Source organism: Streptomyces sp. SID14478, from assembly GCF_010548525.1.
In the GTDB taxonomy this organism is placed as follows: Bacteria; Actinomycetota; Actinomycetes; order Streptomycetales; family Streptomycetaceae; genus Streptomyces.
In genome coordinates this window covers 1-14,054 of record NZ_JAAGMG010000036.1, presented here as the reverse complement: position 1 = coordinate 14,054, position 14,054 = coordinate 1, and the positions used below count along the sequence as shown (strand labels likewise).

The window sequence follows — 14,054 nt, the reverse complement described above, 5'->3', positions numbered from 1 at the left end:
CGGCCCCCGCGCCCCGATCGGCGCAGGGCACCGGCCCGCCCGGCGGAACCGGAGCGGGACGAGCGGGCACTCTCCCTCGTGATCGTCACCCCGCGCGACGGCCTCGCCATCCACTCCCCCGACCCGTCCGGCGTCGACGATCTGATCGCGGCGGGCATTCCCCACCTGTACGCGGGGGTGGCCGAGGCGACCGGAATCGTGGGTCCGCTCGTCCTGCCAGGGGGCACGGGGTGCGCGCAGTGCCTGCTCCTCGACCGCACGGACCGCGATCCGACCTGGCCACGATTGCTGGCCCAATGGCGTTCCGGGCACGCCGCCCGGCAGATCCAGGCCTGTGACCTGGGCCTGGCCACCGCGGTCGCGGGGCTGGCCGCGGCCCATGGACTGGCCTTCCTGGACGGCGAGTTGCCGTCGAGCACGGGAGCACGCTGGGAGGCGAGCACACCGGGGCTCGACTGGCACGCCCGGCCGGTGTGGCCACATCCGCAGTGCCCTTGCGGTGCGGGTGAGGGAGGTAACGGGCAGGAGACCTTCGTGGAGGAAGGGCCGCACGACACAATGGCGGGGTAAGCAATGGCTGACGGCGTCATGACGCCTGGGCACGCGCGGCACGGCTGTCCAGCACTTGGAGGGGTGTATGTCTGATCTTCCCCGGAAGGCGGTTACCCGTACCGCCAAGCTGGCCGCACTGCCCATCGGTTTCGCCGGCAGAGCGACATGGGGCATCGGCAAGCGCATCGGCGGCAAGTCCGCCGAGCTCGTCGGTCGCGAACTGCAGCAGCGCACGGCGGAGCAGTTGTTCAAGGTCCTCGGCGAGCTGAAGGGCGGGGCCATGAAGTTCGGACAGGCCATGTCCGTCTTCGAGTCCGCCCTGCCCGAGGAGGTCGCGGGTCCCTACCGTGCCGCGTTGACCAAGCTCCAGGAGGCAGCTCCGCCGCTGCCTGCCCGCACCGTGCACGCGGTCCTCGATGAGCGGATGGGCTCCCAGTGGCGGGAGCTGTTCCTGGAGTTCGAGGACAAGCCGTCGGCGGCCGCTTCGATAGGCCAGGTGCACCGCGCGGTGTGGCACGACGGGCGTGAGGTCGCGGTGAAGGTGCAGTACCCCGGTGCGGGTGAGGCCCTTCTCTCGGACCTCAATCAACTCGGCCGTTTCGCCCGCTTGTTGGGACCCCTGATTCCGGGGATGGACATCAAGCCGCTGATCGCCGAGCTGCGTGATCGGGTCTCCGAGGAGTTGGACTACGCGCTGGAGGCACAGGCCCAGCAGGTCCATGCCGAGGAGTTCGACGACGACCCCGATGTCGTGGTGCCGCACGTGGTGCACCAGTGCGAGCAGGTGCTCGTGACGGAGTGGATCGACGGGACGCCGCTCGCCGAGATCATCAACACGGGGAGCCAGGAACAGCGGGACCGCGCGGGCCAGCTGCTGGCGCGCTTCCTCTTCTCGGGACCGGCACGCACGGGCCTGCTGCACGCGGATCCCCATCCGGGCAACTTCCGGCTGATGCCGGACGGCAAGGACGGCTGGCGCCTCGGCGTCCTGGACTTCGGCACCGTGGACCGCCTGCCGGGCGGACTGCCCGAGACGATCGGCAACTCGCTGCGCCTGACGCTCGACGGCGAGGCGATCGCCGTCTACGAACTGCTGCGCGAGGAGGGCTTCGTCAAGGAGTCGATCGCACTCGAACCGGACGCCGTGCTCGACTACTTGCTGCCGATCATCGAACCTGCCCAGGTCGACGAGTTCACCTTCACCCGCTCCTGGATGCGCAACCAGGCGGCCCGGATCGGCGACCCCCGTTCCCCCGCCCACCAACTGGGCAAACAGCTCAATCTGCCGCCGTCGTACTTGCTGATACACCGGGTGACGCTGAGCACGATCGGCGTGCTGTGCCAGCTCGGCGCGACGGTACGGCTGCGGGACGAACTGGAGGCGTGGGTACCGGGGTTCGTCACCGAGGAGAAGGGTGAGGACGCGCAGGAGCCGGCTGCCGAGGCCTGATCACCACCAGTTCCTGATCGCCCACCAGGGTCACCACCAGTCGGAGTCGAGCCGCCCTTCGATGGCTCTGATGTTGTCCCGGGCGCAGGCGTCGCAGAAGTAGCGCCGTACTCCGTTCTCGACGGAACACGTCCAGGTCAGTGGTGATCCCTGTGCGGTCGTGCCGCACCGGGCGCACACCACGGTCTGCTGATCCGTTTGCTGCGCGGAGTCCCCGCCAGGAAGAGACGTCACCTCGCGACGATAACTCCACGGCCCGGAGGCCGCCCGGTACAACGCACCGCGGGGACCGGCCCTTGTGGACCGGTCCCCGCGGGTGTCGCACTCTGCCGACAGCTCCTGTCGGCGGTGTGGTGCCGATTTGTCTGTTACTGCATGACGGCCATGGCGAGCGCACGCCGGGCACGCAGCGACGCGCGCTCGGCGCGCCGCTGCATCCGGCGTGCGACCACCAGGCGCATGGCCTGGCGCTCGGCATGCGCCTGCCTCAGTTGCTCATGCATATGCGCACGAGCCAGGGCTTCTGGGATGAGTTGCATCTGACGGGTCCTGTTCTGGCGCGAGTCGTTCGCGTCGGACGAGGTGAATTCTGGGGTGGCGGAACCGGCGGGCTCGCTCGTGGACGGCTTCATCGGGGCCTGCTTCTTGGGGTCGTGCGTCAGGGGGCGGTCGATCGTTCCTCGGGTGTTCATGCGGCGACCGGGTTCTTGCGCGGGCGGCCACGCGGCCGCTTCCGGGCGACAACGACGCCCTGGACGAACAGCTCGCCACCCCAGACGCCCCAGGGCTCACGCCGCTCCTTGGCGCCGGCGAGGCAGGCCTCCATCAGCGGGCAGGTACGGCAGAGGGACTTGGCGTACTCGACATCCGCCGGCGACTCCGCGAAGAAGACCTCCGGGTCGTAGGCACGGCAGGGGACGGGCACGCCGAGGTTCTCGATGGCGTCGTCGAGCGCGGTGAGCGCAGTCAGCGGGTTCAAGGTGGAGTCCTCCGTGGACACGGGCGGGGGAAGAGGTTCTGAAGGCGGTACGGACGGGGCGTGCGCTTCGAGTTGCACGGTGTTTTCTTCCTCGTCTGGTCGTTCCGGCCGGTGGGCCGGGTGGCGGTGGTACCGGGTTCTTTTCTTGTCCCGAGGCCCCTTCGTTCTGGTCCCTCGGAAGATCGCTGGGTCTTCCGGGAAAACAGAAGGGCCGCGGATCCCGGGTGGGGTTCCGCGGCCCTGAAGGCGCCGGCCTGATCGTCGATCAGGCTGGATCACTCCAGGGTTCAGGCCCACGGAAGGCCCACATCGTGTGGTGCTGCGTCGTCTGCTTCCGGAATCCGGCACCGGCCGCCGCAAAGGCATAGGCCTGAGCCTGTGCCGTCGCTACTGCTTCCGGTGCCTTGGTCGGTCGCTCATTGCCCTCGCGAATGGGAAGACCCGCGAGAGACAGACCGGACTCCGGACGCAGGGCGCTGACGCCCGACAGACCGGTGCCCGGGTTCGAGAAGCCGAGCAGGCAGGAAGCGACCGAGAGATCGGTCATTTTGACGGTGCTGATGGGGTTCTTGCTGATGCTGATCACTTCAATCGCCTCCTCTCGGCGTCTCTGGGACCGGTGCGAACCGATCCGACGGCTTTCAAGTACAACACGGGACCAGGGCCTTCGAGAAGGCCGCTGCGCTCGTGATGAAGAACCTATGGGGATTGCTGGGGCTTGCGCAAACTATTTTTTCGACGAGTTTCCATCAGTCGTCCCCGTCGGCTCCCGCGAAGTCGTCGCCCAGCACCTGACCAGTGCAAATGCCCAACACGTCGGGTCCGTAGGAACGAAACTTCCGTAGGCCGACGCCCGGGATGCGGGACAGCTCGCCCTCGTCCTCCGGTGCGGCCTCGGCGATGGCGATCAGCGTCTTGTCCGTGAAGACGCAGAAGGCGGGCTGGCTGATTTCGGCTGCCGTGCGGGCCCGCCACTCGACGAGTCGCTCGTACAGTCCCTCGTCCATGTCCGAGGGACAGTCCTCGCAGCGCATCAGCTTCATCTCGGCCGCCTCGAGCGTGCGCCCGCACATCCGGCAGCGCGCCACCTTTCTGGCACCCCTGCGTCGGGTCGCGCCGGGCAGTGCCGGGGCATCCGCGCGCGTCCCGTGCTCGATGCCGCCGCGGCCGACGCTCGCGCCCCGCCCCGCCGCGCCGGTGGAGCCCGGCCTCAGTCCGTCGAGGAAGCGGCTGGGTCTGCGGTTCGGGCGCCCGCCGGGCGAGCGGGACAGCGCCCAGGACAGTCCCAGGTGGTGCCTGGCGCGGGTCACCCCTACGTAGAGGAGACGGCGCTCCTCCTCGATCTGCTCGTCCGTCTTGGCGTAGGTGATCGGCATCATGCCCTCGGCGAGGCCGACCAGGAACACGGCGTCCCATTCGAGGCCCTTCGCCGCGTGCAGGGACGCGAGCGTGACGCCTTCCACGGTCGGGGCGTGCTGCGCGTTCGCCCGCTCGTCGAGCTCGGCCACGAAGTCGGCGAGGGTGGCGGCAGGGGTGGCGCTCGCGCAGTCCTCCGCGAGCCGGGCGAGCGCGGCGAGGGACTCCCAGCGGTCCCGGACGGCGCCGGAACCGGCGGGCGGTTCGGTCGTCCAGCCCTCTCCGGACAGGACTGCCCTGACCTGGGAGGGCAGGTCGACGGCCTCGTCGAGCCCCGCGTCATTGCCGCCGAAGCGAGCTGCCGCGCGCAGCGCACGGCCCGCCTTGCGCACCTCGGCACGCTCGAAGAAGCGCTCCGCGCCGCGCAGCTGGTAAGGCACTCCGGCGTCGGCGAGGGCCTGCTCGTAGATCTCCGACTGGCTGTTCGTCCGCAGCAGGATCGCGATCTCACCGGCGGAGACCCCGGAGGCGATCAGCTCGCGGATGCGGCGGGCCGCTCCTTCCGCCTCGGCGGGTTCGTCCGCGTACTCAACGTAGACGGGCTCGGGTCCCGCCTCCCGCTGCGAGATCAGTTCCAGGCGGTGCTCGGCGGCCCGACCGCTGGCCCTGGCGAGGACGCCGTTGGCGAGGTGCACGACCTGGGGCGTGGAGCGGTAGTCGCGGACGAGCTTGACGACGGTGGCGCCCGGATGGCGGGTGCGGAAGTTGAGCAGATGGTCGGGGGTGGCTCCGGTGAACGAGTAGATCGTCTGGCTGGCATCGCCGACGACGCACAGGTTGTCGCGGTCCCCGAGCCACAGGTCGAGCAGACGCTGCTGGAGGGGGCTGACGTCCTGGTACTCGTCCACCACGAAGTGCTGGTACTGGGTCCGGATCTGGTCGGCGATGTCGTGCCGGTCCTGGAGGATGCCGACGGTCAGCAGCAGGACGTCCTCGAAGTCGATGACGGTACGGTCCCGCTTCAGCCTCTCGTAATCGGCGTAGATCTGGGCGATCTCGGCCGGGTGGCGGGGGGATTCGCGGCCTGCCTTGTGCGCCGCGGCGGCGTAGTCCCCGGGCACCGTCTGGGTGACCTTGGCCCACTCGATCTCCGCCGTCACATCGCGCAGCTCGCCCCGGTCGAGGCGCAGCCGGCCGACCGCGGCGGCGTCGGCCACGAGCTGGACCTTGCGGTCGACGAGCCGGGGCAGCTCCCCGCCGACCGCCTTCGGCCAGAAGAACTGCAGCTGGCGCAGGGCCGCCGAGTGGAACGTGCGGGCCTGCACTCCTGCGGCGCCGAGCTGGCGAAGCCGGCCGCGCATCTCGCCGGCGGCGCGGTTGGTGAACGTGACGGCGAGCACGCTGGCGGGGGGCAGGATTCCGGCGCGGACCCCGTACGCGATGCGATGGGTGATCGCGCGTGTCTTGCCCGTGCCCGCACCCGCGAGCACACACACCGGACCGTGCAGGGCGGTCGCCACGGCGCGCTGCTCGGGGTCGAGCCCGTCGAGCACCGCGTCGGCCGATTCCGGGACCTGCGGGAACAGGGTGGAGTGCGTTGCTGCTGTCACCCCGCCATGCTGCCAGGTCCGCTGGGGCGGGTGCGCCACGTTGTCCACAGGCAACCAGTGTTCGTCGTACTAATGCGGCCGACGTGCGGGAATGGTCGCCGTGTCGCGTACGTTCGACTGATTGCGAACACGCATCCCCAGCTACAAAGGAGCGCGAGAGACATGCCGGGCACTGTGACGATGTACAGCACCACGTGGTGCGGCTACTGCCAGCGGTTGAAGAAGCAGATGGACCGCGAGGGCATCACGTACTCCGAGATCAACATCGAGCACGACCCGGAGTCGGCCGCGTTCGTCGAGAAGGCGAACGGGGGGAACCAGACGGTCCCCACCGTCCTCTTCGACGACGGCTCGACGCTCACCAACCCTTCGCTGGCGCAGGTCAAGCAGAAGATCGGCGTCTGAGCCGGTCGCTCAGAGCGCGTCGCTGGGCTTCGGCAGGGGCTTGCCGTACCAGAGCTCGATCAGTCGGGCCGCAATCGAGATCCCGTAGGGAGGCATGACCTCTCCGGACTCGAAGGCGGCCCGCAGGTCTTCCCGGGAGAACCAGCGCGCTTCGTGGATCTCGTCGCCGTCGACGTTGATCTCGGTGGACGTGGCGTGTGCCATGAAGCCGAGCATCAGGCTGGACGGGAACGGCCAGGGCTGGCTGGCGACGTACTCGACCTCGCCGACGTGGACCCCGGCCTCCTCGAAGACCTCGCGGCGCACCGACTGCTCGATCGACTCGCCGGGCTCCACGAATCCCGCCAGCGTGGAGAAGCGGCCCTCCGGCCAGTGGACCTGGCGGCCGAGCAGGATGCGGTCCTGCTCGTCCATGACAGCCATGATCACGGCCGGGTCGGTGCGCGGGTAGTGCTCGGCTCCACAGGCCTGGCAGCGACGGATGTGGCCCGCGGCGGCGATGACGGTGCGTTCGCCGCAGCGGGAGCAGAAGCGGTGCAGCCGCTGCCAGTTCTCCAGCGCGACGGCGTGCACCATGAGGCCGGCGTCCCGCTGCGACAGCAGCAGACCGGCCTCGCGCAGTCCGGCGGGGCGCGCGGACTGGTCCATGCGCCCGGGGAGCGTGTCCTTCTGGAGCGCGAAGTACCGCACGCCGTCCTCGTCGGTGCCCAGGAAGTAGCGGTGGGCTTCGGTGAGGGGCGCCTCGAACGACGGGGTCATGACCAGTTCCGTCGCGCCGTCGGGTGTCTCGTCGATGAGCACCTGACCACCTGAGACCACGAAGACGCGGGTCGTGGGGTGGCTCCACGCGGCGGCGAGCCATGCCTCGTCGAGGCGGTGGTGTGCGGCGCGGTCGATCCCGCTCGGCGCGGCGAGCGTGAGCGGCCGGTCTCCGGCGAGATCGGCGGTGCGGGCGGTCCAGGTGGTCACAGGTGCTTCCAACTCCCCCGGTGGAAAGGGTGGTTCGTCGGGCGGTTCAGCAGGACGTGGGGCAGGACGGGTACGGGGTGCCTCGTTCAGTGTGCATCTGTCCAGCTCTCCGCGAGATCGCCCCACAGGTAGGCGGTGGTTTCGACGCCCTTCATAAGGAGGTCGAGTTCCACCTTCTCGTTCGGGGCGTGCCAGCCGTCGGAGGGGACGGAGATGCCCAGGAAGAGCACGGGGGCATCGAGGACGTCTTGAAGGTCGGCGGCCGGCCCCGAGCCGCCTTCGCGCGTGAAGCGGATCTTCTGCTCGAAGGCACGGCCCATGGCGCGGGCCACGGACTGCAGGGCCGGGTGGTCGAGCGGCGTGAGGCACGGCCTGGTGGCGGCGCCGAAGGTGAGGGTGTGGCTGATGCCCGCGGGCAGCTGCTCGGCGACCCAGGCGGTGACGGCCTTCTCGATGTGGTCGGGGTCCTGCCCAGCGACCAGCCGGAAGGACAGTTTCAACATGGCGGAGGACGGCACGATCGTCTTGCCGCCCGGGCCCTGATATCCGCCACCGATGCCGTTGACCTCGGCGGTGGGCCGGGCCCAGATGCGCTCCAGTGTGCTGTTTCCGGCTTCTCCGTACGTGGCGTGCGACTTGGCCGTACGCAGCCACTGCGCCTCGTCGAAGGGCAGCTCCGCGAAGAGCGCGCGCTCCCGGTCGGTGAGTTCGATGATGCCGTCGTAGAAGCCGGGCACGGCCACGCGCGCGTGCTCGTCATGCAGTGCGGCGACGAGGCGGGCGGCTGCGGTCGCCGGGTTCGGGACGGCACCGCCGAAGGACCCGGAGTGGATGTCCTGGTCGGGACCGCGCAGCTCGATCTCGCAGTCGGCGAGGCCGCGCATTCCGGTGCACACCGTGGGGGTGTCCTCGGACCACATGCCGGTGTCGGAGACGATCACGGCGTCGGCGGCCAGGCGCTGCTTCTGCGCCTCCACAAGAGCGCGGAAGTGCGGGGAGCCCGACTCCTCCTCGCCCTCGATCAGCAGCTTGAGGTTGACGGCGGGGTTCGTGCGTCCGGTGGTGGCGAGGTGGGCGCGCACGCCCAGTGTGTGGAAGAACACCTGCCCCTTGTCGTCGGCCGCCCCGCGCGCGTGGAGCCGGTTTCCGATGACGACGGGCTCGAAGGGGTCGGTGTTCCAGCCGTCCTCGCGGGCTGCGGGCTGTACGTCGTGGTGTCCGTAGACGAGGACCGTGGGCGCCTGCGGGTCGCCGGAGGGCCATTCGGCGAAGACGGCGGGGGCGCCGGGCGTCTCCCACACCTCGGTGGTCGGGAAGCCGGTCGCGGCAAGCTGCGCGGCGAGCCAGTCGGCGCTGCGCCGCACGTCCGGGGCGTGGTCCGGCTGGGCCGAGACGGAGGGGATCCGCAGCCACGCGGCGAGGTCGTCGAGGAAGGCCTCACGGTGATCCTCGATGTACGCACGGACGGTGCTGACGGCGCTGTCAACGGGCTTGCTCATGGTCACGAGCCTAGTCCCCCGCCGGAGCGTGCTCGTCCGGCGGCTCCTGCTCGGCCTCCGCCTCGGCCTGCGGCTCTTCCAGGAGGAGCCGCTCCAGCTCCGCTCGTCCGGGCAGCCGCTGCGGCCGGACCGTCTCTCCGTCGCGTACGTAGACGAAGACGGCGTCCACGGACTCCGGGGGCACACCTTGCTGCTCGGCCCATGCGAGCCGGTAGACAGCGAGCTGCAGAGGATCTCCGGTCTGCAGATGGCCCGTCTTCCAGTCGACGATTTCGTACGTCGTGTCCTCGCCGGCTCCCTCTTTGTAGACGGCGTCGATGCGGCCGCGCACCACGCGGCCCGCGATGGCCAGCTGGAAGGGCAGCTCGACCCTGTAGGGGGTGCGATGCGCGTACGGGGTGCGCTCGAAGGCCTCCTTGAGGGCTTCCAGATCCTGCTCGTCGGCGACCTCCGCGTCGCTGCCGGGGAGCTCTTCCGGTTCCAGCATGGGCAGCCGCAGGTCCTCGAAGCGCGATTCGACCCAGGCGTGGAAGCGGGTGCCCCGGCGGGCCGCCGGCTGCGGCGGGCGAGGCATGGGCCGGGCCAGTTCCTGGGCGAAACCGTCGGGGTCGGCGGCCATGCGCAGCAGCTGGGACGCGGTGAGTGAGGGGGGCACGGGCACGTCCCGTACGCCGGCGCGGGCGCGAAGCAGTTCGCCGGTGAGGGCGTCGAGATCGCGGTCCCAGGAAGTGAGGATGCGGGCCTCCTCCGGAGTGAGCACGGTCTGCGGAGTCAGCACGGTCTCCGGGGCGAGCGCCGGATGAGGGACGGCCGGAGCCGTCTCCTGCGGTTCGGGCACGCGCGCGTGGTGCGGCGCGTCCGGCTCCGCGGCGGGGTGCGGCACGGTGGGGCGCTCGACGGACAGATCGTCCCAGTCGTCGGGAATGTCTTCCTGGAACTCCCCCTCTTCGTAAGGAAGCTCGTCGTCGGGCGGCGGCGGCCAGTCGGGGTCCTCGAACGGCGTCTCGTCGCGGACAGCGGGGTGGGTCTCCGTGTGGGCGCGGGCTTCTCCGGGGCTCCCGGCACGCTCCAGGTAGGCGAGGACCGTGTCGGCCGCCGCGCGGCGGCGGGCCAGCGACGTCTCGTCCAGGGGCAGCGGCCAGGCGTGCTCGGCGGCTGCCTCCTGGAGCGCCGGGTTCTCCTCGTCCTCCGCCGGTTCGTCCGCCCAGGCCTCGATCTCGCCGTACCCGGAGGCGCAGTGGTCGTGCAGTGCTTGGAGGAAGTCGGACGGGCCGCGCTTCTTCTTCTGGGACGGGCCCCACCAGTGGCCTGAGCCGAGCAGCAGGGTGCGCGGGCGCGTGAACGTGACGTATCCGAGGCGCAGTTCCTCGGTGTGCTGGTGGTCCTTCATGTCGGCGTGGAAGGCCTTCATGCTCCGGGAGTCCCACGCTTCTATGTCGGGCAGGACGGCCGAGTCGCCGCGCAGCTCGTGCGGCAGGACCTTGCCCTGAGCCGTCCACTTCTCGCGGCCCTGGGTGCTCGGGAACGTGCCGTTGACGAGCCCGGGGACGGCGACGACGTCCCATTCGAGGCCCTTGGACTTGTGGGCGGTGAGCACCTTCACGGTGTTCTCGCCGCCCGGCAGCGCGTTGTCCAGGCCCTTCTCGTACTGGGCCGCGGTGCGCAGGAAGCCGAGGAAGGCGAGCAGCGACGCGGAACTGTCGTTGGCCGCGAAGGACGCGGCGATGTCGAGGAAGTTGGACAGCGTCTCGCGGCGGCGGGCCGCCAGCGCGTGCGGCGACGCGGAGAGCTCGACCTCCAGGCCGGTGACCGCCAGTACCCGGTGCAGGACGTCCATGAGGGGGTCGGACAACGAGCGGCGCAGATCGCGCAGTTCGGTGGCGAGCCGGGCGAAGCGCACACGCGCGTCCGGCGAGAAGGGCAGCCCGTCGTCGTCCCCGTCGGCTTCGGCGGAGCTCTCCAGGAACGTGTCGAGCGCGTCCGCGAGCGATATCACCTCGGACGGGTCGACGCCCTCGACGGCCTCGGCCAGGCGGCGGTCCGGGTCGTCCTCGTCGCCCCCGCGCGTGTGGGAGACGAGGAAGCGGGCCCTGCGTCCCAGGAGTGCGAGGTCGCGTGCACCGATGCGCCACCGGGGGCCGGTCAGCAGTCGCACCAGCGAAGCGTTGGCCCCGGGGTCCTGGAGAACCTCGCACACGGCGACCAGGTCCGCGACCTCGGGCAGGTGCAACAGCCCCGAGAGGCCGACCACTTCGACGGGGATGTCGCGGGCGACGAGCGCGCCCTGGATCTCGGCGAAGTCGGTCGCGGTGCGACACAGGACCGCGATCTCGCCGGGCGCCTTCCCTGTGGCGACGAGGTGGGAGAGGGAGTCGGCAAGCCACTCGATCTCCTCGCTGTGCGTGCGCAGGAGGGCGCAGCGCACGACGCCGTCGCGCTCGGCTCCGGGTGCGGGTCGCAGGGCCTCCACGCCCGCGTGCATGGCGCGCAGCGGCTCGGCCAGACCATTGGCCAGGTCGAGGAGACGGCCGCCGCTGCGCCGGTTCTCGCTGAGCGCGAGGCGCGCGGCCGGGCGGCCGTCGGCGTACGCGAAGTGGCGCGGGAAGTCGTCGAGGTTGGCGACCGACGCGCCACGCCAGCCGTAGATCGCCTGGCAGGGGTCGCCCACGGCCGTCACGGCGTGTCCCGTGCCGCCGCCGAACAGGCCCGCCAACAGGATCCGCTGGGCCACGGACGTGTCCTGGTACTCGTCGAGCAGGACGACCCGGAACTCGTCGCGCAGGATCTCGCCGACCTCGGGACGGGTGTCGGCCAGGGTCGCCGACAGCGCGATCTGGTCTCCGAAGTCGAGGACGTCCCGAGCCCGCTTGGCCTCCCTGTAGTGGCTCACCAGCTCGGCCAGCTCCAGGCGGGCGGCGGCCGCTTCCGGAACCTTGCGCAGGTCCGCGTTGCCGAGTTTGACGCCTTCGAGAGTGCGCAGCAGGTCGCGGTCGTACGCGCGGAGCCGCTCGGGCCGTACGAGGTGCTCGGACAGTTCGCCGTCGAGGGCGAGCAGGTCGCTGACCAGGTCGGCGAAGGAGCGGGTGAGCGCCGGGTAGGGGCCCGGCGCCTCGCGCAGCACGCGCGCGGCGAGCTGGAAACGGGTGGCGTCGGCGAGCAGTCTCGTCGTGGGTTCGAGGCCCAGACGCAGTCCGTGGTCGGTCAGGAGCCGGCCGGCGAAGGCGTGGTACGTGGAGATCACCGGCTCGCCGGGCGGGGTGTCCGGGTCGATGGTCTCGGGGTCGGTGACACCGGCCTTGATGAGCGCCTTGCGCACGCGCTCGGCCAGTTCGCCCGCGGCCTTGTTCGTGAACGTGAGTCCCAGGACCTGTTCGGGCGCGACCTGTCCGGTGCCCACCAGCCAGACCACACGCGCGGCCATCACGGTCGTCTTTCCGGAACCGGCGCCCGCCACGATCACCTGCGGGGCCGGCGGCGCGATGATGCAGGCCGTCTGCTCCGGGGTGAACGGGATGCCCAGCAACTCCTTGAGCTGCTCGGGGTCGGTGAGGCGTGTGGTCACCTCATCGAGGCTAACCGGCACCACTGACAGCGCCGGCCCGTTCCGGCTCGGCGGAGGCGTACGTCACTCCACGACGTGCTTGCCCTCGGGTCGCGCGCTGCACGAGGCACGGAAGGCGCAATGCGTGCAGTGCTGTCCGGTGGTCGGCGCGAAGCGCTCGTCGAGGACCTTGCCCGCGGCGGTGGCGAGAAGATCACCGACCCACTCCCCTTCGAGGGGCTCCTGCGCCTGCACCTTGGGCTGTGTCTCTCCGCCGTCCTTCTTGGGGGCGCCCTGGCGCAGCTGCACCAGCTCGGCGCCGCCCGGGTGGGGGCGGGCACCGTCGAAAGGCTCGTCGACGGCGCCCTCGCGGACGGCGAGCTGATACACGGCGAGCTGGGGGTGGCGTTCCACGTCGGCCGCGCTGGGTGCCTGCTTACCGGTCTTGAAGTCGACTACGTAGGCGCGGCCTTCGGCATCCCGCTCGACACGGTCCATGGAGCCGCGAATGCGTACTTCATAGGAGCCCGCTTCGAGGGTCACGTCGAAGCCGTGCTCGCTGGCGACCGGGGTGCGGCCGCCGCGGTCCGTGACGTGCCACTGGAGAAAGCGCTCGAGCGCCACGCGCGCGTTCCCCTTCTCCTGTGCCGACTTCCAGGGCGCGTCGAACGCGAGGGCGTCCCACACCGAGTCGAGGCGCTCCATGAGGACGGCGAGATCGGCCGGGGTACGCCCGGAAGCGACCTCGTCGGCCAGGACGTGCACGACGTTGCCGAAGCCCTGGGCAACGGTTGCGGGGGCGTCCGCCTTGACCTCACGCCCCAGGAACCATTGCAGGGCACAGGTGTTGGCGAGCTGGTCGAGCGCGCTGCCGGAGAGCACCACGGGCTTGTCGCGGTCCCTCAGCGGGAGCTTGCTCTCGGTGGGTTCGTACATGCCCCACCAGCGGTACGGGTGGGCGGACGGCACCAGAGGCCTGCCGTCGTCGTCGCAGAGCGCGGCGAGGCGGGCGAGGCGGCGGGCCGCGGCCTCTCTGAGCGCGTCGGAGACGCGGGGGTCGACCGTGGTGGCCCGCAGTTCCGCGACCAGGGCCGCCACGGACAGCGGTCGCCGCGGACGGCCGGTGACGTCCTTGGGCTCGATGCCGAGTTCGGTCAGGAACCGGGAGGGCTGGTCGCCGTCGTCCGCCGGTGCCTTCACCGCGGTGACGACGAGCCGCTCCCGCGCGCGCGTGGCGGCCACGTAGAACAGGCGCCGCTCCTCGGCCAGCAGCGCGCCGGGGGTGAGGGGTTCGGCAAGGCCGTCGCGTCCGATGCGATCGGCCTCCAGGAGGGAGCCACGGCGGCGCAGATCGGGCCAGAGCCCCTCCTGCACGCCCGCGACGACGACAAGACGCCACTCCAGGCCTTTGGAGCGGTGGGCGGTCATCAGGCGCACGGCATCGGGGCGTACCGCGCGTCCGGCGAGGGTGTCCGCCGCGATGTCCTGCGCTTCCAACTCGTCCAGGAAGTTGCGGGCGCCCCGCCCCCCGGTGCGCTCCTCCGCGCGGGAGGCGAGGGCGAACAGGGCACACACGGCGTCCAGGTCGCGATCCGCGTTGCGCCCGGCCGCGCCTCCGCGGCGAGCGGCCCGCTCCAGCCGCTGCGGCCAGGGCGTGCCGTTCCACAGCTCCCAGAGCGCCTCCTCCGCCGTG

At 70.8% G+C, this 14,054-nt stretch carries 12 protein-coding genes; 3 read left to right on the top strand and 9 right to left on the bottom strand.

Annotated features, from left to right (window positions below):
• A partial coding sequence (locus G3I40_RS01330) for a TOMM precursor leader peptide-binding protein (RefSeq protein ID WP_164300286.1) occupies nt 1-570 on the top strand: 570 nt, incomplete at its 5' end.
• Nucleotides 571-637: 67 nt separating this feature from the next.
• Entirely contained in the window at nt 638-2,002 is a 1,365-nt protein-coding gene (locus G3I40_RS01325; protein ID WP_164300285.1) for an AarF/ABC1/UbiB kinase family protein, read from the top strand.
• Nucleotides 2,003-2,032: 30 nt separating this feature from the next.
• Here the strand turns inward: G3I40_RS01325 and G3I40_RS01320 are convergent, their stop codons facing one another.
• The 5 genes from G3I40_RS01320 to G3I40_RS01300 all read right to left on the bottom strand — a co-directional run bounded on the left by G3I40_RS01320 (nt 2,033) and on the right by G3I40_RS01300 (nt 5,947).
• Nucleotides 2,033-2,236 (bottom strand): hypothetical protein, encoded by a 204-nt coding sequence (locus G3I40_RS01320; protein WP_164300275.1) that lies wholly within the window; start codon nt 2,234-2,236, stop codon nt 2,033-2,035.
• A 134-nt stretch (nt 2,237-2,370) separates the two neighbouring features.
• The gene (locus G3I40_RS01315) at nt 2,371-2,694 is read right to left on the bottom strand and encodes a hypothetical protein (RefSeq protein ID WP_164300284.1); all 324 of its coding nucleotides are present in this window, start codon (nt 2,692-2,694) and stop codon (nt 2,371-2,373) included.
• Nucleotides 2,691-3,059, bottom strand: coding sequence for a WhiB family transcriptional regulator (locus G3I40_RS01310; protein WP_164300283.1), 369 nt, complete (start codon nt 3,057-3,059; stop codon nt 2,691-2,693). Before G3I40_RS01310 ends, G3I40_RS01315 begins: the two co-directional genes overlap by 4 nt.
• A gap of 187 nt (nt 3,060-3,246) precedes the next feature.
• Nucleotides 3,247-3,567: a hypothetical protein gene (locus G3I40_RS01305; RefSeq protein ID WP_164300282.1), complete on the bottom strand. Its 321-nt coding sequence runs from the start codon at nt 3,565-3,567 to the stop codon at nt 3,247-3,249.
• A gap of 163 nt (nt 3,568-3,730) precedes the next feature.
• Nucleotides 3,731-5,947, bottom strand: a complete 2,217-nt coding sequence (locus G3I40_RS01300) for an ATP-dependent DNA helicase UvrD2 (RefSeq protein WP_343244789.1) — start codon at nt 5,945-5,947, stop codon at nt 3,731-3,733.
• Between the two features lie 162 nt (nt 5,948-6,109).
• On the opposite strand from G3I40_RS01300, the gene G3I40_RS01295 reads away from it, so the two are divergent.
• Nucleotides 6,110-6,352, top strand: coding sequence for a mycoredoxin (locus tag G3I40_RS01295; protein ID WP_164300280.1), 243 nt, complete (start codon nt 6,110-6,112; stop codon nt 6,350-6,352).
• Nucleotides 6,353-6,361: 9 nt separating this feature from the next.
• On the opposite strand, the gene nudC is transcribed toward G3I40_RS01295, so the two are convergent.
• The 4 genes from nudC to G3I40_RS01275 form a co-directional block, all read right to left on the bottom strand.
• On the bottom strand, nt 6,362-7,321 hold the full coding sequence (gene nudC / locus G3I40_RS01290; protein WP_343244788.1) for an NAD(+) diphosphatase: 960 nt from the start codon (nt 7,319-7,321) through the stop codon (nt 6,362-6,364).
• A gap of 86 nt (nt 7,322-7,407) precedes the next feature.
• Entirely contained in the window at nt 7,408-8,820 is a 1,413-nt protein-coding gene (locus tag G3I40_RS01285) for a dipeptidase (protein ID WP_164300278.1), read from the bottom strand.
• A gap of 10 nt (nt 8,821-8,830) precedes the next feature.
• Complete coding sequence (locus G3I40_RS01280; protein WP_164300277.1) at nt 8,831-12,382, bottom strand: UvrD-helicase domain-containing protein; 3,552 nt, start codon at nt 12,380-12,382, stop codon at nt 8,831-8,833.
• 63 nt (nt 12,383-12,445) lie between these two features.
• On the bottom strand, nt 12,446-14,054 hold a 1,609-nt coding region (locus G3I40_RS01275), incomplete at its 5' end, for a PD-(D/E)XK nuclease family protein (RefSeq protein WP_164300276.1).

Coding starts and splice junctions, on each gene's coding strand:
- G3I40_RS01325 (WP_164300285.1), top strand. CDS start 638: ATGTCTGATCTTCCCCGGAAGGCGGTTACCCGTACCGCCAAGCTGGCC.
- G3I40_RS01315 (WP_164300284.1), bottom strand. CDS start 2,694: ATGAACACCCGAGGAACGATCGACCGCCCCCTGACGCACGACCCCAAG.
- G3I40_RS01295 (WP_164300280.1), top strand. CDS start 6,110: ATGCCGGGCACTGTGACGATGTACAGCACCACGTGGTGCGGCTACTGC.
- G3I40_RS01285 (WP_164300278.1), bottom strand. CDS start 8,820: ATGAGCAAGCCCGTTGACAGCGCCGTCAGCACCGTCCGTGCGTACATC.